The organism is Amycolatopsis thermophila (assembly GCF_030814215.1).
In the GTDB taxonomy this organism is placed as follows: domain Bacteria; phylum Actinomycetota; class Actinomycetes; order Mycobacteriales; family Pseudonocardiaceae; genus Amycolatopsis_E; species Amycolatopsis_E thermophila.
The window spans coordinates 6,977,987-6,995,537 of record NZ_JAUSUT010000001.1; the positions used below are offsets into that span (position 1 = coordinate 6,977,987).

Annotated in this window: 17 protein-coding genes and 1 pseudogene; 11 read left to right on the forward strand and 7 right to left on the reverse strand. The window is 69.9% G+C overall.

Features of this window, described 5'->3' with window-relative positions; genetic code table 11:
• The first annotated feature begins 98 nt into the window (after positions 1 to 98).
• From FB470_RS34090 to FB470_RS34100, 3 genes are all read left to right on the forward strand, one after another.
• Positions 99 to 1,355, forward strand: a complete 1,257-nt coding sequence (locus FB470_RS34090; RefSeq protein WP_306998379.1) for a cytochrome P450 — start codon at positions 99 to 101, stop codon at positions 1,353 to 1,355.
• Between the two features lie 18 nt (positions 1,356 to 1,373).
• A complete protein-coding gene (locus FB470_RS34095) occupies positions 1,374 to 1,853 on the forward strand; it encodes a hypothetical protein (RefSeq protein WP_306998381.1) in 480 nt (159 codons plus the stop codon).
• A gap of 262 nt (positions 1,854 to 2,115) precedes the next feature.
• Positions 2,116 to 2,319 (forward strand): hypothetical protein, encoded by a 204-nt coding sequence (locus FB470_RS34100; protein WP_306998383.1) that lies wholly within the window; start codon positions 2,116 to 2,118, stop codon positions 2,317 to 2,319.
• Between the two features lie 65 nt (positions 2,320 to 2,384).
• On the opposite strand, the gene FB470_RS34105 is transcribed toward FB470_RS34100, so the two are convergent.
• The 3 genes from FB470_RS34105 to FB470_RS34115 all read right to left on the reverse strand — a co-directional run bounded on the left by FB470_RS34105 (position 2,385) and on the right by FB470_RS34115 (position 6,139).
• Positions 2,385 to 3,989, reverse strand: coding sequence for a flavin-containing monooxygenase (locus FB470_RS34105; protein WP_306998385.1), 1,605 nt, complete (start codon positions 3,987 to 3,989; stop codon positions 2,385 to 2,387).
• On the reverse strand, positions 3,989 to 4,930 hold the full coding sequence (locus FB470_RS34110; protein WP_306998387.1) for an alpha/beta hydrolase: 942 nt from the start codon (positions 4,928 to 4,930) through the stop codon (positions 3,989 to 3,991). The genes FB470_RS34105 and FB470_RS34110 overlap by 1 nt, the downstream gene beginning before the upstream one ends.
• Positions 4,931 to 5,071: 141 nt before the next feature.
• Positions 5,072 to 6,139 (reverse strand): helix-turn-helix domain-containing protein, encoded by a 1,068-nt coding sequence (locus tag FB470_RS34115; protein ID WP_306998389.1) that lies wholly within the window; start codon positions 6,137 to 6,139, stop codon positions 5,072 to 5,074.
• A gap of 51 nt (positions 6,140 to 6,190) precedes the next feature.
• On the opposite strand from FB470_RS34115, the gene FB470_RS34120 reads away from it, so the two are divergent.
• The gene (locus tag FB470_RS34120; RefSeq protein WP_306998391.1) at positions 6,191 to 7,039 is read left to right on the forward strand and encodes a mycofactocin-coupled SDR family oxidoreductase; all 849 of its coding nucleotides are present in this window, start codon (positions 6,191 to 6,193) and stop codon (positions 7,037 to 7,039) included.
• A 129-nt stretch (positions 7,040 to 7,168) separates the two neighbouring features.
• Here FB470_RS34120 and FB470_RS34125 read toward each other — a convergent pair whose 3' ends face one another.
• The 3 genes and pseudogenes from FB470_RS34125 to FB470_RS34135 all read right to left on the reverse strand — a co-directional run bounded on the left by FB470_RS34125 (position 7,169) and on the right by FB470_RS34135 (position 9,736).
• Positions 7,169 to 8,617 carry an alpha/beta fold hydrolase gene (locus FB470_RS34125; protein ID WP_306999615.1) on the reverse strand — a complete coding sequence of 483 codons (1,449 nt, stop codon included), beginning with the start codon at positions 8,615 to 8,617 and terminating at the stop codon, positions 7,169 to 7,171.
• Positions 8,618 to 8,781: 164 nt separating this feature from the next.
• Positions 8,782 to 9,594, reverse strand: a pseudogene (locus FB470_RS34130) (fumarylacetoacetate hydrolase family protein); the annotation flags it as partial.
• 10 nt (positions 9,595 to 9,604) lie between these two features.
• Positions 9,605 to 9,736 (reverse strand): hypothetical protein, encoded by a 132-nt coding sequence (locus FB470_RS34135; protein WP_306998393.1) that lies wholly within the window; start codon positions 9,734 to 9,736, stop codon positions 9,605 to 9,607.
• A 65-nt stretch (positions 9,737 to 9,801) separates the two neighbouring features.
• Here FB470_RS34135 and FB470_RS34140 point away from each other — a divergent pair, with 65 nt between their 5' ends.
• Positions 9,802 to 10,749 (forward strand): LysR family transcriptional regulator, encoded by a 948-nt coding sequence (locus FB470_RS34140; RefSeq protein WP_306998395.1) that lies wholly within the window; start codon positions 9,802 to 9,804, stop codon positions 10,747 to 10,749.
• Positions 10,750 to 10,821: 72 nt separating this feature from the next.
• Here the strand turns inward: FB470_RS34140 and FB470_RS34145 are convergent, their stop codons facing one another.
• The gene (locus FB470_RS34145; RefSeq protein ID WP_306998397.1) at positions 10,822 to 11,532 is read right to left on the reverse strand and encodes a GntR family transcriptional regulator; all 711 of its coding nucleotides are present in this window, start codon (positions 11,530 to 11,532) and stop codon (positions 10,822 to 10,824) included.
• A 217-nt stretch (positions 11,533 to 11,749) separates the two neighbouring features.
• On the opposite strand from FB470_RS34145, the gene FB470_RS34150 reads away from it, so the two are divergent.
• Genes FB470_RS34150 through FB470_RS34175 form a run of 6 tightly spaced genes read left to right on the forward strand, consistent with a single transcriptional unit; the run spans position 11,750 to position 17,539 of the window.
• On the forward strand, positions 11,750 to 12,706 hold the full coding sequence (locus tag FB470_RS34150) for an ABC transporter substrate-binding protein (RefSeq protein ID WP_306998399.1): 957 nt from the start codon (positions 11,750 to 11,752) through the stop codon (positions 12,704 to 12,706).
• Positions 12,703 to 13,524 carry an ABC transporter permease gene (locus FB470_RS34155; protein ID WP_306998400.1) on the forward strand — a complete coding sequence of 274 codons (822 nt, stop codon included), beginning with the start codon at positions 12,703 to 12,705 and terminating at the stop codon, positions 13,522 to 13,524. Before FB470_RS34150 ends, FB470_RS34155 begins: the two co-directional genes overlap by 4 nt.
• Entirely contained in the window at positions 13,521 to 14,312 is a 792-nt protein-coding gene (locus tag FB470_RS34160) for an ABC transporter permease (protein WP_306998402.1), read from the forward strand. Before FB470_RS34155 ends, FB470_RS34160 begins: the two co-directional genes overlap by 4 nt.
• Complete coding sequence (locus tag FB470_RS34165; protein WP_306998404.1) at positions 14,309 to 15,079, forward strand: ABC transporter ATP-binding protein; 771 nt, start codon at positions 14,309 to 14,311, stop codon at positions 15,077 to 15,079. Before FB470_RS34160 ends, FB470_RS34165 begins: the two co-directional genes overlap by 4 nt.
• Positions 15,076 to 16,047: an ornithine cyclodeaminase family protein gene (locus tag FB470_RS34170; RefSeq protein WP_306998406.1), complete on the forward strand. Its 972-nt coding sequence runs from the start codon at positions 15,076 to 15,078 to the stop codon at positions 16,045 to 16,047. Before FB470_RS34165 ends, FB470_RS34170 begins: the two co-directional genes overlap by 4 nt.
• Before the next feature lie 10 nt (positions 16,048 to 16,057).
• Complete coding sequence (locus tag FB470_RS34175; RefSeq protein ID WP_306998408.1) at positions 16,058 to 17,539, forward strand: NAD-dependent succinate-semialdehyde dehydrogenase; 1,482 nt, start codon at positions 16,058 to 16,060, stop codon at positions 17,537 to 17,539.
• Positions 17,540 to 17,551: the final 12 nt, after the last annotated feature.

Here is a 17,551-nt window from a genome sequence, read left to right on the forward strand (position 1 = left end):
ATTTACCTCCGCTATCAGTATCCTCATTATCGCTGCGGTGTGGCGCTGCCCACGGCAGCGTGTGGCGGACAGCCCAGCCGAGAAAGGGAGCGACACCAGTGACGACCTCGCAGGCGACGTCGGAGACCACGTCCATTCCCGCGCACGTCCCACCCGGCCTCGTCGTGGACTACGACCCGCAGAACGGGCCCGAAGTCATGGCGTTCCCCCCGGCCGCGCTGGACGCGTTCCGGGACAAGCGCGTCTTCTACACACCCTTCGGGGGCGGCTTCTGGGTGTTCACGCGCTACGCCGACATCAAGCAGGCCATGCAGGACTACGAGTCCTTCCCGCAGTGGGGCACGATCACCCCCAACTGGACGGGCCGCACCCACATCCCGCTCCGGCTGAACCCGCCCGAGCACCACAAGTACCGCAAGGTGCTGATGACCATGTTCTCCCCACGGCGGTTGAAGGCCCTGGAGCCGATCATCCGGGAGACCGCCCACGAGCGGCTGGCCGAGATCGCCCCGCAGGGTGAGTGCGAGTTCATGAGCGACTTCGCACTCCCGCTGCCCGCGGCGACCTACTGCGTGCTGCTGGGCCTGCCCAAGGAGAACTTCCCCGGGTTCAACCAGCTGTCCAACGACCTGGTCTTCGGCGCCGAGCACATCCGGCGCACGCAGGGTCGCGAGGCCGGGCTGGAGTTCCGCCGGAAGGTCGTCGAGAAGATCGAAAGCATCATCACCGAAGTGATCGCTCAGCGGCGCGAGCAGACCGGTGACGACATCATCAGCTTCCTCGTCGAGGCCGAGATGGAGGGCCGCCCGCTCACCGACGACGAGATCCTGAGCATCGCCTCGCTGCTGTTCTTCGCCGGCACGGACTCCACCGGATCGATGATCGCCTACTCGATGGCGTTCCTCGCCAAGCACCCCGGCCACCGGCAGCGCTTGATCGACGATCCGTCGTCGATCCCCGCCGCGGCCGAGGAGCTCATCCGCGTCCACGGCTTCCACCACAACGTCCGGGACGTCGCGCACGACGTCGAGATCGCCGGCGTGCAGCTCAAGACCGGCGACCGGATCCTGGTGCACACCGGTGGAGCCAACCACGACCCGGAGGCCTTCCCGAACCCGGGCGAGGTCGACTTCGACCGCGACGCCGGCAGCAACCTCACGTTCGGCACCGGCGTCCACCGCTGCCTCGGGGCCCCGCTGGCCCGGTTGCAGCTGAAGGTGGCGCTGGAGGAGTTCAACGCGACCATTCCGGACTACCGGCTGCCCGAGGGCCAGGACATCGAGTACGTCGGCGGCCAGAGCAAGGTCCAGCCGAGGGTGCTGCCCCTGGTGTTCACGCCGCGCCGGACGTCCTGAGCCGAGAAAGCGGATGCCATGAACCACAACCGGGTGCCGAAGGCGCGCCGCCGGCCGGGTTCCGGCGGCGCGCCGCCCTGGTCCATCGCGGACTACCGGGCGCGGTTGGGCTGGCACGTGGAACCACGCGGGGACCAGGCCTGGCTGCAATTGGGCAGCGGCATCGTGGGAGCCTCGGTGCCTGCCCGGCTCGGTCCCCCGCTGGCGGCCGCGCTCGCGGGATCCGGGGAATCCGGACCGGTGCTGGAGCTCGGCTCCGCGGCGCGCTGGATCTTCCTGGCCGACGCCAACGGATACGTGCCCGGCTGGGAGGGAATGCTGTCCGGAGTGGAAGTCCTGGGCTGCCCGGCCTGGATCCCGGTTCCCGCGTCGGGCGTCCTCGGGGGGCGCAGCCGCTGGGTGGCGCCGCCCGACGCGCGGCACCGCTGGCTGCCCACCCTCGCCTCGATCATCGCGCTCGCCCGCCGCGACGAGGTTTCGGCCGCAGCCCGCTCCTGACCCGGGCGCTCAGCCGGCGGCCACCGCGCCGAGGATGAACTCGACCAGCCGTGCCGCGTACTCGGCCGGCCCGGCGGCGACTTCGGCGCGGTGAGCACCATGGTGGCGATCCCGGTGCGCCCGGTCGACGACGTGGTGCGGGGAATGCGGAGTGCGTTGGTGACCAGGGAGACGCGGTGGGAGAAGGCCCGCCCGCGAGCTCGGCAGCAGCGCCTGGCACGACGCCCTGGGAGAACCCGGACAGCCGAAAACCCTGCAGTCCATGCTCGTCAGCGAAGCCTGGGAACGCATCGACGCCGCGGCCGCTGAGCAGGGCCACGACGACACGAAGGCGCTCAAATCGTTCGTCATCGGCCAGGGCCGTCGGCTCCGTCGCCTGCTGCCGAGATCGCCCGGCAACTGGTCGGTGACTGCGAGAACCGGCGGGCTCACCGGCCGGGCTCGCCGGCCCGGGACGAACTCGTGACCGGATCACCCGGCCGGTGATGCCACGGGCCCGGCGGAGCGGACTCCGCCGGGCCCCTGCGCTGTTCAGCGGGACAGCTGGAACCCCTTGTACCCCTCAGCCGTCACCTCATCGCAGATCTTGCGATAAGCCCCGACACCGCCGACATAAGGCATGAAGACACGCGGCTTGCCGGCCACGTTGGCGCCCATGTACCACGAGGCGGCCTGCGGGTACAGGGTGTACCTGGCCACCTCGTCGACGTGCTCCGTCCACTGCCTGGCCGCCTCCGGGTCGGCCTCCGATCGGCGAAGGTCGTTGCGTCGCAGGTGGTCGAGGTGGTCGGCGATCCACTCGACGTGCTGCTCGATCGAAACGACCATGTTGCTGAGCACCGAGGGACTGCCCGGTCCCGTGATCGTGAAGAGGTTGGGAAATCCCGGCACCGCGAGCCCGAGGTACGTCCGGGGGCCTTCGGACCAGGAGTCCGCGAGAGACTGCCCGCCCACGCCACGGATGTTCAACCGGGTCAGCGGTCCGGTCATCGCGTCGTACCCGGTGGCGAACACGATGGCGTCCACCTCGTGATCGACACCTCCGGTACGCAAGCCGTGTTCGGTGATCCGCTCGATCGGGTTCGCCCGGACGTCGACCAGCCGGACGTTGTCCCGGTTGTACGTCTCGTAGTACCCCGTGTCGACGCAGATCCGCTTGCTGCCGATCGGATGGTCCCGGGGGCAGAGCAGCTCCGCGGTTGCCGGGTCCTTCACGATCCGCCGGATCTGGTCGCGAACGTAGTCGGCGGAGATCCGGTTCGCCGCCTCGTTCACCATCGTGTCCGCGAACGCCGACAGGAACGCGGAGCCACCGTTCGCCCAGCGGCGGTCCAGCTCCGCACGACGCTCTTCCTCGCCGAGGTCGAGGGCTTTCTTCCCGGTCGGATGGGCGATCGTGCCGCCGGGCGAGACCCGCGCCTCGGCCCGCAGTGTCGCGTACTCCGCCTTCACCCGCGCCTGGGTTTCGGGATCGAGCGGGCCGTTGTGGGCGGGGATGCTGAAATTGGGGGTGCGCTGGAAGACGGTGAGCTGCCGCGCCGTCTGCGCGATCGCCGGGATGACCTGGATGCCCGAGGAGCCGGTACCGATCACCGCGACGCGCTTTCCCGTGAAGTCGACCGGCTCGTGCGGCCACTGTCCGGTGTGGAACCAGGGGCCGCGGAAGTCGTCCAGTCCCGGGAACCGCGGCACTTGCGAAGCCGACAGGCACCCCACAGCGGTGATCACCCAGCGTGCGCGTACCCGCTGCCCCGCGCCGGTGCGAAGGTTCCAGAGCCCGGCCACCTCGTCGTAGACGACCGACTCGACGGGCGTGGCGAACGAGATGTCGCGGCGCAGGTCGTACCGGTCGGCGACGTGCCTGCAGTAGGCGAGGATTTCCGGTTGCGCCGGGTAACGCTCGGACCAGGTCCACTCCTGCTGCAGCTCCTCGTCGAAGGAATAGCAGTAGAACAGGCTTTCGACGTCGCAGCGGGCACCGGGGTACCGGTTCCAGTACCAGGTTCCCCCCACGTCGTCGCCTCGCTCGAACACGTGTGTGCGGAACCCGAGCTCGCGCAGCTTCTTCAGCATGTACATCCCGCCGAAACCGGCGCCGATGACGCACACGTCGTAGTCGGTCGTGGTCGTGTCCATCACCGCACCACCCGGGTACCAGCGACAGCGGCGATTTCGGCCACCACGTAATCGATCGCGGCGGCGCTCCCGGGCAAGACGTTCACCATCGAGAAGAAGCCGTGCATCTGCGCGTCGAACAGGCGCTTGCGCACCGGGACACCGGCCGCTTCGAGCGCGGCGGCGTAGGCCTCACCCTCGTCCCGCAACGGATCGTGCTCCGCCACGAGCACCACGGCGGGCGGCAAGCCGGTGAAATCGGGTGCCCGCAACGGGCTCGCCTCGGGCTCACCGCGACGCTCGGGCGCCGCGTAATGGTTCCAGAACCAGATCATGCTGTCGCGGCTGAGCATCAGCTGGTTCTCGGGCGCGAGATACGAGGGCGTGTCGAAGTCGGCCGCGGTGACGGGGTAGACCAGCACCTGGAGGGCCAGGTCCGGGCCCGAGCGGTCCCGCGACCGGTGCGCCATGACCGCCGCGAGGTTGCCGCCCGCCGAGTCGCCGGCGACGATCAGTGGCACGGTCGCGCCGGCGATGCCGGTCATCTGCTCGTGCGCCCAGTTCAGAGCCTGCCACGCGTCTTCCACGGCGGCCGGATACGGGTGTTCCGGGGCCTTGCGATAGTCCACCAGAACCACGGCGCAGCCCGTCCGCGCGGCGAGCTGCCGCCCGAGTGTGTCGAACTGGTCGATGTCGCCGAGTACCCAGCCGCCGCCGTGGTAGTAGACGACGAGACCGGCCGGGGCCGCGGAAGGAACGAGCACGCGCACCGCGAAGTCGGTGCCGTCGGTGGTGTTCAGCCGCTCGTTCACGACCCGTGCCATGTCGGGTCCGGGCCCGTATAGCTGGGTCATCATCGGCCCCGACTCACGCGCTTCGCCGGGTTCCATTTCGTGGATCGGTTTCCTGCCGCTTCCAGCCATCTGAGCAAGGAACATCGTCGTCGCCTCGTCCAGCGCCATGCCTGTCGTCCTCATTCCTGCGGAGCGCCACGGCGATCGCCACCGCTGACCAGCGCTCTTTACAGGATGGGTATGTTTGTGACCGCAGTCACCGGTCACCTGGCGAGAGGTTTCCCGCCGATTCCCGCCATTCGGCGAGGGTCACCGGCGATCCGAGTCGCGCAGGCGCCTCAGGATCAGCGCGAACATCATGCGCACGCGCCCGTACGGCTGCGTGATCTCGAAGCCGAGCAATTGCTCCGCCCGCGCGACTCGCGCACTCACCGAATTGTGGTGCATGTGGAGCGAGGCGGCGGCGCGGCGCAGCGACTCGGTCGCTGCCACGGCCTCCAAGGTGCGCAGCATCTCGGGCCCGCCGGGCTCACCGGCCAGCCGGTCCAGTACCTCGACCTCCGCGGTCTCGGCGATGGCATCGGCCGGCAGGTGCTCCGCCAGCAGGGCGAAACAGCCCACGCTCGCCGCGTCGACGACAGCAGCTTCTTCCTTCGGGTACGGCGGGGACGGATGGGTACTGGGCATGGCGAAGCGCAAACAGGTCCTGGCCGCCCGCCACGAACACGGAGCACGCATGCCGGGCAACCTGGGCCCGATGGAAATCCGCGTGCCCACCGGGACGGCGAGGTCCTCGGGGATCTCCTGGGCTGTCACCACCACGTGGACCGATCCGAGCGTGGTGGCGTGCACGTCCCCGAGGTCCCGGATCACCTGCCGCACGTCATCGGCCTCGCCCACGATCGCCACCACCCGCAACAGCGTCACGGCCGAGTAGCCCAGCAGGGCGAGGGCACGGGCCCGTTCCGGCTCTCCCGCGGCGTCCCCCACGACGAGTTCGACCAGCGCTGGGTCGTCGACCTTCGGCAAACGTGACCGCAGGTGACGCAAGGCCACGCCACACGCGACCGACAGCCGCTTGAGCAGGAGCTCGTCCAGCGGGGTCGTCCCTCCCGGTCGCACCAGCCACACCTCGTCCCCGGTGCTGAGCTCCCGGGACAAGCGGTGCCGGCCACCCCGGCGGTCCGCTCCGCACACCAGGTCGAAGACGCCGTCGGTGGTGCGCAAACCGACCGTGCAGCCGGCGAACCCGGCCGCAGCCTCCAGGACGTCCGCCGGCCCGGCGCCACGCTCGATCAGCTCGTCGAAGAACTCGACGAGCCGGACCTCGTCCACCTCGAAGTCGTCGGGAGTGTCCGAACGCGGCGCCGCGCACACCCAGTAAAGGATACGTGAGCCTCCAGGCCGTGTCCTGACAGGGGACCGGCGGTGAGCACCTCGACCGGGTCCACGGCACCTCCGGGATCCGCGCGGCGAGGATCGCCGAGGCCTCCCGATCCACCTCGGAGTACCAGGCTGAGCGGGTCGCGCGGGTGGTCGTACCAGCCCGCTGTCGCCCGGAGGACCTGTTACCGCCCGCTGGCCACCGAAGCCGATCTCGCCAAGACCGTCCGCCAGGTCGAGGAACTCGGCCGGCGCATCGTCGCCGTACAGGCCGACGTCCGCGACACCGCATCCCTGGCGGCCGCCGTCACGGAAGGACTCGCCGAGCTGGGACACATCGACATCGTCTGCGCCAACGCCGGGATCACCGGCCCCATCGGCGAGCCCATCTCCGACGTCAACGAACGCGTCCGCCTCTTCGAGCAGGTCGTCGACATCAACCTCACCGGCGTGTACCGCACCATCGAACTCACCAAGCAACCTCTCATCGACAACGGCCCCGGCGGCTCGGTGATCATCACCAGCTCACTGGCCGGCCTGCGCGCGCTCGGCGCCGGAGGCGGATACACCGAAGCCAAACACGGCCTGGTCGGCATGGTCCGCGCCTACGCCCACGAACTGGCCCCGCACCACATCCGCGTCAACAGCATCCACCCGTCCAACGTACGGACACCGATGATCGTCAACGACGCCACCGTCCGCGCCTTCCGCCCCGACCTGAAGAACCCGACCCTGGACGAAGCCGCGGCAGCACTGCAAACCCTCAACCTGATGCCGGTCCCCTACCTCGAACCGGAAGACATCAGCAACGCTGTGCTCTTCCTCGCCTCCGACGAGTCCCGCTACATCACCGGGATCGCTCTACCCGTCGACGCCGGCGGTGCCATCAAATGACCGGCAGGCGGCGGAGACAACGCCGCCACCCTCCGCTTCTTCGACCGGCTCCTCCCCGGCCGCAGCCCAGCCCCCCGACGTGGCCAGGGCCCTTCCGGTCGCCGCTGGTCGCCGCCGACTCAGGCGCCGTCACCGGCGCGCGAGTTCGGTGAACGTGTCGGCGACCCAGTCGGCAATGAAGGTGCTGACGTGGGGCAGGTGATCGAGCCCGATGTGCTCACTGGCGCCTTCCTCCGGAGTGAACACCCGCAGCTCTCGTTTGGGTGAGTTGACCGCCTGGTCGTAGGAGGCGTGCGCGTATTCGAGCGGGATCTGCCGGTCGTTTTCGCCGTGTACGATGAGGAACGGGACGGCGATTTTCTCGACCACGCCGTCGAGGTGGACGGCGTCGGCGAACTCGATGAACGTGTCGATGTCGTCGTGTCCCCACACCCACAGCACGTGTTCCCAGTAGTGCGGCACCGGCCGCTCGCCCTCGCGTTCGAGGCGGCGGCGCTGTACCCGGCCCCAGTTGTGGTTGGCGCCCCAGGCAACGCAGAGCGCGAACCGCTTCTCGAACGCCGCGGCGCGGGGTGCGTAGTAGCCGCCGAGCGACCAGCCGACGATCCCGATCCGCGCGCGGTCAACGTCTTCGCGCGCTTCGAGCCAGTCGACGGCCGCGCCGGCCCAGGCTTCGGTGTCGATGCGGGCCGTGAGTCCTTGCAGGCGCAGGGCTTCGCCGGTGCCGGGCTGGTCGAGCATGAGACAGGAGATGCCGCGCGCGGCGAGTTCCTGCCAGTGTCCCGAGCTGTACATGTGTTCCTTGGTGGAGTCGAGCCCGTTGACCAGCACGACAACCGGAGCCGACCCGTCGTCGGTGGCCGGTGCCTGGCTGAAGTAGCCCGGCAACGTCGTTCCCTCATACGGGATCGCGACCCGTGACACCCGGCGGTCCCGCAGGTCGAAGGACTTCCGTGCGAGTTCGAGGACGCGGCGGTAGGTGGGCACGCGGTCCGGGTTCGAATGCGCGAGCATCCGTTCCGCCTGGCACAGGTAGTTGGTGGCACGGAAGTACAACTCCCCCGCCGTCCGCACATGCCCGGCCTGCTCCGCCTCTTGGGCCTGTGCGACGAGCTGGTCGGTCAACGCTGCCCAAGCCCGCAGGAAGTCGGCGGTTCCCGCATCCTCGCCTCGGGTCGCGGACTCTCGGATCGGGCGGCAGGCGCGATCGACCTCGTCGATCAGGCCGCCACTGTTCAGCGCGGCGACCACACCCAAGTTCCACACGTAGTTGCCCGGGAAGTACTCGAACAAGTCCAGTCCTTTCTGGATGGTTGACGGAACGGCGTCGCTGACCGACTTCACGCCGCCGTGAGAGGTCGGTCCGCCATCGTCGGGGATCTCCGATCCGGTGATGTACGAGGCGGCGTCGCTGAGCAGGAACGCGACCAGAGGCGCGACCTTACCCACCGTGCCGGGCGCGGCCAAGCGGTGTTTCGGCGACGTTGGCGGCGTGGAAAGCGGGCGCGGCCGAAGCTGTCGTGGGTGTCTCCATGTACCGGGATACCCGGGGTTGACCCGGATCCCGAACGGCCCCAGTGACCACCACGGTTTTTCCCGTGCTCACAACCTTTTTCTAGCTTGTGGACAGGTGTGCGCCGGACGCACCGACGGCAGTTCGGTACCGGCGACGACGGTGTTGCGGAGCGCCCGACGCCTTCGACGGCCATCTCGACGACGTCACTGGGGCGCAACGGTCGCGGGTCCCGCGCGCCCCGCCTGCCCCACAGTTCGGCGAGGCAAGCACCGTTGCCGCAGGTGCCGGAGCCCAGGATCTCACCCGCGCGCACGCCGGTCCCGCGGCCGGCGTAGGCGACCAGCTCCTCGAAAGGCCGGCACACGTTCGACAACAGGTCCTGCACGTTCTCCTCGCCGTTGACCGACACCCGCAGGTCCAGCGCCTGGAACCCGTCACTGTCGCGATAGGACTTCAGCTCGTCCGAGGTGACCAGCCAGGACCCGAGCGTGCTGGCCGCACCCTTCCCCTGGACGGCGCCCAGGTTTACCATCATCTCCCGCCGCTGCAGATCTCGGGCGGACCAGATGGTGTAGCCGACGATGTTCACCTGCTCCGGTGACGGCGACGGCGACGCCGGCTCCCGCCCGACCACGCACGCGACTTCGAGGTCGAAGTCGACCAACCGTGGACCTGGCGGGATCGGCACGTCGTCGTTCACGCCGGTCAACGCGTGCGGGTTGGTGAAGCAGAACGTCGGGGCCTCATCCCATTCCGGCACCACCCCCGCATCATCAACGACGGACGTGGCAACCCGTTCCACGTGTTCCTCGAACGCCACGAAATCCCGCACGGACGGCGGTTCGAGCGGCAGCGGGCGCAGCCCGGCCGGCGGCACCGCGTCACCCGCAGCGCGCGCCGTCGCACCCGCGGCCTGCAGTTCACCCGCCCGGATCAGCTCCAGCACGGTTGTCCCCGCGCGCAGGCGGAACAGCGCCTCACCTTCGAGGGGCCCACAACGGACAGTCCTACCGGCTTCCTCGACGGTCGCGAACTTCATCGCCTGCTCCTCACACCGGCGGGGCCACGAACAGGCCCTTGCCGGGGTCGTTGAAAGACATGTCCGCCACGAACTCGTCCGTCGCGTTCGCGATGCCCCGATGGTCCGACTCCGCGGGATCGACGCCTCCACGGTCCGGCATCGCAAGGCATCAGGGAAGCCGAAATAGCTGATACGACCCATCAGCCCGATGGATAGCCTGCCTTCGTGCACCTGACGAGCCTGGACCTGAATCTGCTCGTGACGCTCGACGCGCTGCTCGAACACCGCAGCGTCAGCCGTGCCGCCGAGCAGATGGGGCTGAGCCAGCCCGCCGTGTCCGCCCAGCTGGCCCGGCTGCGCCGGCATTTCGGCGACGACCTCCTGGCCCGCTTCGGCAACCAGTACCGGCTCACCCCGCTGGCCGTGCAGCTACGCGGCCGCGTCCGCACCGCCGTGACCGGGATCGAGCGGGTATTCGCCGCGGAACCGGACTTCGACCCGGCCACCACCGCACGCGAGTTTTCCTTGGTCATCAGCGATTACGGCGTCGCCGTGCTCGGTTCCGCTCTCGCGGCCACGCTGCAGCGGGAAGCGCCGGACGCACGGGTCCGGTTCATCGCAAACACCCCGGCCGTGGTGGACAACGCGGCACAGGCGCTCACCGGCATCGACCTGCTCGTCATGCCACACGGGTTCATCGACGGGCTCCCCCACCGCGACCTGCACCGCGACGAATGGGTCTGCCTGGTCTCCGGCGAGAACACCGACGTGGGCGCGACGCTGACCGTGGACCAGCTGCGCACGATGCCCTGGGTGGTGAGCTACCACGGGCCCACCGCGTCCACGCCCGCCGCGCGGCAGATGCGGATGCTCGGCATCGAACCCAGGATCCAGGTCGTCACCGAGAACTTCCTGACCGTCCCCGCACTCGTCGCCGGCACCGGGCGGGTCGCCCTCCTGCAACAACGCCTCGCCGAACGCATCCCCGCCGACCTGGGCGTTCGCGCACTGCCCTGCCCGTTCGACGCGAGCCCGCTCGTCGAAGCCTATTGGTGGCATCCGATGTACGAGCACGATCCCGGACACCGCTACCTCCGTGACCTCCTGAGCCGGGTCTCCGCGGAGGTCACGGCCGATATCCAGGGAACTGACAGCGGACCTGGGCAGAAGTAGTTCCGCTCACCACGGGCACAGCTGATGGGCCTGGCCGCGTCGATCGCCGGCCGGACAATCGAGATGGCCGGATCAGCCCGCGGCGACCCGGCCGGCCCCATCGGCCGTCGTCGCCGGCATGCCGCTTTCCCGGAGCGCGACGTCGAGCGCGGAGCCGGGCGGCACCGTGTAGTTCTCGGGCATCATCAGCAGGTGCGCGCCGAGGATGTGATCGCGCGTCGCCGCCACGGCGGCCACCGGATCCCGGGCGTCGCAGGCGTCCAGAATGCGGTCGTGGTCTTCGATCGCGCGCCCCTGCCGGACGTCGAAGTGCAGCCGGAAACGTTCCGCTTGCGCCGAGAGGTCCTGCACCAGCCTGAGCAGCGTGTCGGAACCCGCGGCGCGGTACAGCGTCTCGTGGAAGGCGCGGTTGAGTGACCGGAACGAGTTCTGCGCGTCCGCTCCCCGCACAGCGTCCCGGATCTCGTCGTTGATCCGGCGCATCCGGGCGACGTCGTCGTCCGTCAGCCGCGGGACCGCGGTCCGGACGGCCAGCGTCTCGAGGTGAATGCGCATGGCGGCCACGTCCTCGGCGGCCGTCTGGTCGATGCCGGCCACTACCACACCGCGGTAGGGCAGTCGTTCCACGAGCCCCTGACCCTCTAGCCGGAGAATCGCCTCCCGCACCGGTGTCCGGCTGACCCCCAGCGACTCCGCGACCTCGGTGGGATCTATCCGGTCTCCCGGCGCGAGCTCGCCGGTGACGATCCGCTCGTGAAGCCGGTCGAACACCGTGTCGGCCACGCGCTGATGAATGGGTGACATACCTCACCTGCCGGTAGTTCTCGGACTGGACAAGTGTCCCACGCCGCGGTTTCCCAGCCTGCGAGCCGGGCCGGGTGAGACGACCACAGGTTGATTATCCAATATCCAATGTCTAACATCCAGCGGCAACGCGCTTCGCCGCGTCCGACCCAGCACACGCAGAGAGGCGGGTGTCATGTCTCGTAGGCGATGGACCATGGTGATCGGCAGTACCGTGGCCGCTGTCCTCCTCGTCACCGGCTGCGGAGCCGGGGCCCGCTCCGGTCCGGCTGCCCGCAGCGACGGGCTCATCCCGGTCACCGTCGGCGTCACGCCGCTGCTCAACGCGGCGCCGCTCTACCTGGGCATCCACCACGGGTTCTTCCGGGAAGCCGGCCTCGCCGTCGAACCGAAGGTGATCCAGACCGCGGCGACCGCCATTCCCTCGCTCCTCAATGGCGAGCTGCAGTACGCGCTCGTCTCCACGGTTCCGGCGATCAACGCCAAGAGCCAGGGCCTGCCGGTCGCGGCCGTCGCCGGCAACGACGTCTACGTCAGCGATCCGAAGGACGACGGCTCGGCGCTGCTCGTCGCGCCGAACAGCCGGTTCCAGCGCACCGCCGACCTCACCGGAGCCACCATCGCCGTCGTCGGGCTGCGCTCGATGCCGGAGCTGGCCACCCGCCTCGCCCTGGCCGACGCGGGCGTGGACCCCGGCTCGGTGAAGTTCGTGGAGATCCCCTACCCCGAGATGCTCTCGGCCGTGCGGGACGGGCGCGTGGACGCCGCGCTGTTCGCCGACCCGTTCCTCGGTCAGGCCACGTCGCAAGGCCTGCGCCCGGTGACCTACCCCTACTCGGCGGCCCTGCCCGGGGTCACCGGTCTGCTCTGGATCAGCGTGCAGCCCTACCTGCAGCAGAACGCCGACGCGGCGGCCAAGTTCACCACCGCCATGACCCGCGCCGTGGAGTACGCCGCCGCGCACCCGGATGAAGCCCGCGCCGCGGCCGGCGAGTTCACCACCATGTCGCCGGAGGCCCTCGCGGCAGCGCATCTGCCCTCGTACCGCCCCACGGTCGACGAGGTCACGTTCACCAGGATCGCCGACGCGATGGTCCAGCAGGGCTTCGTCAAATCGGCCCCGTCCGTCGAGGGGATGGTCTGGCGCCCATGACCGCGAGAACGATCGATCCCCCGCGGACGACGACGCGCCACACCCGCGCGCGTCTGACGGGTACCGGATGGCCGGCCAAGATCGGCTTCATCGCCGCCATCCTCGCGCTGTGGGAACTGGCGGTCCGGCTCGGGCAACCCGGTTCGGTACCCTCGCCCAGCGAAGTGGCACCGGCCCTCGCCGACGTGATCAGCGACGGACGGCTGGTGGGCCCGGTCCTGCAGACCCTGACCGCCTGGGCCCTCGGTCTGCTCCTGGCGACCGCGATCGGTGTCGCCGCCGGCCTGGTGCTGGGTGTCTCCCCGGTCGCCGAGCGGCTGACGCGCTTCACGGTCGACTTCCTGCGCACCATCCCGTCACTGGCGCTGGTCCCGCTGGCAGTGCTCCTCTACGGTTCCGGGACCGGGAGCACCCTGCTCCTGGTGGTGTCCGCCGCCACGTGGCCGATCCTGCTGCAGACCGCCCACGGCGTGCACGCGGTGGACCCCGTGGCGAGCGAGACCTGCCGGTCGTACCGGGTCCGGCTGCACCACCGCATCCTGTTCCTGGTCCTCCCCGGCGCGGCCGCCTACCTCGCCACCGGGGTCCGGATCGCGGCGGCGGTCAGCCTGCTGCTGTCGCTGTCCGCCGAGCTCATCATCCCGGCTCCGGGCATCGGCCAGGAAATCGCCGTGACCCAGCTCGGGGGCGACCTGCCCGCCATGTACGCGTGGATCTTCGTCGCCGGCGTCCTCGGCGTGCTCATCAACGCGCTGTTCAGCCGGCTCGAGCGCGCGCTGCTGCGGTGGCACCCGGCGCACCGGCAGGAGGCACGATGAGCAGGTCCCGCATCGCCCGGCTGGGACGGCTGGTCGCATGGGAGTTCACTCTCCCGGTCGTGCTGGTGCTGGCGTGGTGGTGGTCGTCGCAGAACACCACGTCCTACTTCTTCCCCCCGCTGGCGACGACCCTCGCGCGGTTCCACGAGGTGTGGTTGTTCGACCGGTTCGCCAGCGATTTCCTGCCCAGCCTGGGCAATCTCCTCGGCGGCTACCTGGTGGCCGTCCTGGCCGGGGTGTCACTGGGTGTCCTGCTCGGGCTGACGCGGTGGGTCCGGGAAGCGGTGAACCCGGTCCTGCAGTTCCTCCGCGCGCTGCCGGCCGTCGCACTGCTCCCGCTCGCCATCGGTCTGCTGGGCATCGGCTCGTCGATGAAGGTCGCGGTCATCTTCTTCGGGGCCCTGTGGCCGATCCTGCTCAACACGATCGACGGAGTCCGCGGCATCGACCCGACCGTGTGGGACGTGGCGCGCTCCTACCGCATCTCGTGGCGTCACCGGATCGCGCACATCGTGCTGCCCGGCGCCGCCCCGCAGATCTTCGTGGGACTGCGCGCGAGTTTGTCCGTCGCGGTCATCCTGCTGCTCGCCAGCGAGCTGTACGGCTCCTCCTCCGGGGTCGGCCACTTCATCCTGCAGGCGCAGCGTCAGTTCGCGATGGGCGACATGTGGGCCGGGATGGTGCTGCTCGGCATCCTCGGCTACCTGCTGAACCTGGCTCTGCAGCTCGTGGACCGGAAGGTCCTCGCCTGGCGCCACGCCCTCACCCGGAAGGACACGTCCGAATGACCACTCCCCTCCTCGACGTCAGCGGGCTGAACAAGAGCTACGGCAGCAAGCAGGTACTCGCCGATGTCGGCTTCACCGCCGGCACCGGCGACTTCCTCACCGTCGTCGGCCCGTCCGGCGCCGGCAAGACCACGCTGCTGCGATGTGTGTCCGGGCTGCTGACCCCGGACCGGGGCGCAGTGGCGCTGAGCGGTTCCGCGGTCACCGGTCCGCCGGAGGACCTGGCCCTGGTGTTCCAGGACTACAGCCGGTCGCTCCTGCCCTGGATGACGGTCCGCGGCAACATCGGCCTCCCCCTGCGCAGCAAGGGAATCCGCGCACCGGAGCGGCGGCGGCGCGCGGACCAGGCACTGGCGTCGGTCGGGCTCGCGGACGCCGGCCCGCTCTACCCCTGGCAGCTGTCCGGCGGGATGCAGCAACGCGTCGCGATCGCGCGCGCCCTCGCCTTCAGCCCGCGCATCCTGGTGATGGACGAACCCTTCGCCTCGGTGGACGCCCAGACCCGCGCCGAGCTCGAGGACCTCGTCCTCGGCCTGCGCGACCGCCTGGACATCACGTTCCTGCTCGTCACCCACGACATCGACGAGGCGGTGTACCTCGCCGACCGCGTGGTGGTGCTCTCCGGCGCCCCGACGACGGTGACCGCGGTCGTCCCGGTCGACCTCGGCCGGGACCGCGACCAGGTCGAAACCAAGGCGACGTCGAAGTTCGTCGACCTGCGCTCCCAGGTCTACCGGCTGATCCGGTCGGAGAAGGCGGCGGCATGACACTCCTCCTCGACGACAACGCCGTGCGCGCGGCCTTCGACTGGAAGCTGGCGATCACGGCGCTCCGGGACGCCTATGCCGGACCGGTCGACGACACCCGCTATCCCGCACGGCTCATGGCCAGGGGGGACAACAGCTGGCTCCGGGTCCTCTCCGGCGCGGCATCCGACGGTCTGATGGGAGCCAAGCTCATCGCCGCCGCCCTGGGCACGCGCCGGGCCTCCTACCTCATTCCGTTGTTCGACCAGCACTCCGCCGAGCTCGTCGCCCTCATGGACGGGCATTCCGTCACGGGCTACCGGACCGCGGCGACCTCGGCGCTCGCCGCGGACCTGCTGACCGCGCCCGGGCCGGTGAGCGTAGCGGTGATCGGATCCGGGTTCGAGGCGAAGAACCACGTGCACGCACTCTCCGCGATCCGGGAACTGAAGTCCGTTCAGGTCTACAGCCCACGGGCGGAGAGCCGGGCGCGGTTCAGGTCGGAACTGAGCGGCCTGCCCGTCGTGCCGGCCGACACGCCCGAGGCCGCGGTGCACGGAGCCTCGCTGGTCGTGTGCGCCGCCCGGTCCCGCGACGAATCCCCCACGCTGCTCGGACGGTGGCTCCGACCGGGAACGACGGTCGTGTCGATCGGGTCCACCCTGCCGGAACAGCGGGAAGTGGACAGCGAGGTGATCGTACGGGCCGATGTCCTCGTCGCGGACATGGTCGAGGAGGTTCTGACCGACACCGGGGACCTGCTCGCCGCCCGCGCCGAGGGCGTGGACACCACCTCTCGCGTGACCGGACTGGCCGATCTGGTCGCGGGGCGCCATCCCGGACGCACCGGCGACGACCAGATCGTCCTCTACAAGTCCGTCGGCGCGGCGGTGCAGGACCTCGCCGTGGCGGGCATGTGCGTGCGCAACGCACAGCGGCTCGGCATCGGCACCGAACTGCCGATCGGCATCTCCCCCATCCAGAAGTGAGGAACGTTCGATGACACAGCTGAGCCCCGCACCCGGCTTGGCGGACCCGGCGCTGCTGCGCACCGCCTCCTATGTGGACGGCACCTGGGTCGACCACGGCGAGGCCGGGCACGTCGTGGTCGGCAATCCCGCCACTGGCGAGCGGATCGCCGACATCCCGGCCCTGAGCCGGGCTCAGGCCGCCGAGGCCGTCGCGGCAGCCCACCGCGCGTTGCCGGGCTGGCGGTCCACCGCGGCTGCCGAGCGAGCCGGGGTGTTGCGACAGTGGTACGACCTCGTGCAGGCCGCCACCGACGACCTCGCGCGGCTGATCACCCTCGAAGAGGGCAAGCCACTCGCCGAAGCGCGGGGCGAAGTGGCTTACGCGGCCTCGTTCCTGGAGTGGTTCGCGGAGGAGGCGAAGCGGATCCGGGGCGACGTCTTCCCCGGCCCGCAGAGCTCCCGCCGGATTGTCGTCATACGGGAACCGGTCGGCGTCTGCGCCGCGATCACGCCATGGAACTTCCCCGCCGCGATGATCACCCGCAAGGCGGCCCCGGCCCTGGCCGCGGGGTGCACGATGGTCGTCAAGCCCGCCGCGCAGACCCCGTTGACGGCCCTGGCCCTGGCCGAACTCGCCGAGCGGGCGGGCGTGCCGGCGGGCGTGTTCAACGTGGTGGTCGGCGACGCCCGGGAGATCGGCGCCGAGCTGACCGGCAACCCGCTGGTCCGGAAGCTCACCTTCACCGGTTCCACCGGCGTCGGGCGGCTGCTGCTCGCCCAATCCGCCGAGACGGTGAAGAAGACCTCGATGGAGCTCGGCGGCAACGCCCCGGTTCTCGTCTTCGACGACGCCGATCTCGACACCGCCGTCTCGGGTGTGCTCACCGCCAAGTACCGCAACAGCGGTGAGTCGTGCATCGGCGCGAACCGGGTCTACGTCCAGGCCGGGATCTACGATCGCTTCGCCGACGAGGTGACGCGCCGGGTCCGCGAACTCGTCGTCGGCGACGGGTTCGAGGCGGACGTGCAGATCGGCCCCCTGATCGATCCCCCCGCCGTGGCCAAGGTCGAAGAACACATCGCCGACGCGGCCGCACACGGCGCCGAAGTGCTCTGCGGCGGCGCGCGCCACCCCCGGGGCGGCCTGTTCTACCAGCCCACCGTGCTGACCGGGGTCACCAGGCAGATGGCCGTCACCCGCGAGGAAACCTTCGGTCCCGTCCTGCCCCTGATCCGGTTCACCGACGAAGCCGAGGCCGTCGCGGCGGCCAACGACACCGAATTCGGCTTGGCCGCGTACCTGTTCACCCGGGACGCGGAACGCACGTGGCGGGTCTCCGCGGCCCTCGAAGCGGGGATGGTGGGGATCAACACCGGCCTGATCTCCACCGAGATCGCCCCGTTCGGCGGGATCAAGCAGTCCGGGCTGGGGCGCGAAGGCTCCGTCCACGGGATCGACGAATACCTGGAGATGAAGTACCTGGCCTGGGAAGGCGCAGGAGCTTCCTGAACCACCCCCATC

Bases quoted from the DNA above. Each gene is read 5' to 3' on its own strand.
- FB470_RS34105 (WP_306998385.1), bottom strand. From the start codon at position 3,989: ATGGACACGACCACGACCGACTACGACGTGTGCGTCATCGGCGCCGGT.
- FB470_RS34095 (WP_306998381.1), top strand. From the start codon at position 1,374: ATGAACCACAACCGGGTGCCGAAGGCGCGCCGCCGGCCGGGTTCCGGC.
- FB470_RS34110 (WP_306998387.1), bottom strand. From the start codon at position 4,930: ATGGCGCTGGACGAGGCGACGACGATGTTCCTTGCTCAGATGGCTGGA.
- FB470_RS34165 (WP_306998404.1), top strand. From the start codon at position 14,309: ATGACCACTCCCCTCCTCGACGTCAGCGGGCTGAACAAGAGCTACGGC.
- FB470_RS34170 (WP_306998406.1), top strand. From the start codon at position 15,076: ATGACACTCCTCCTCGACGACAACGCCGTGCGCGCGGCCTTCGACTGG.
- FB470_RS34175 (WP_306998408.1), top strand. From the start codon at position 16,058: ATGACACAGCTGAGCCCCGCACCCGGCTTGGCGGACCCGGCGCTGCTG.
- FB470_RS34135 (WP_306998393.1), bottom strand. From the start codon at position 9,736: ATGCCGGACCGTGGAGGCGTCGATCCCGCGGAGTCGGACCATCGGGGC.
- FB470_RS34155 (WP_306998400.1), top strand. From the start codon at position 12,703: ATGACCGCGAGAACGATCGATCCCCCGCGGACGACGACGCGCCACACC.
- FB470_RS34100 (WP_306998383.1), top strand. From the start codon at position 2,116: ATGCTCGTCAGCGAAGCCTGGGAACGCATCGACGCCGCGGCCGCTGAG.
- FB470_RS34150 (WP_306998399.1), top strand. From the start codon at position 11,750: ATGGTGATCGGCAGTACCGTGGCCGCTGTCCTCCTCGTCACCGGCTGC.
- FB470_RS34160 (WP_306998402.1), top strand. From the start codon at position 13,521: ATGAGCAGGTCCCGCATCGCCCGGCTGGGACGGCTGGTCGCATGGGAG.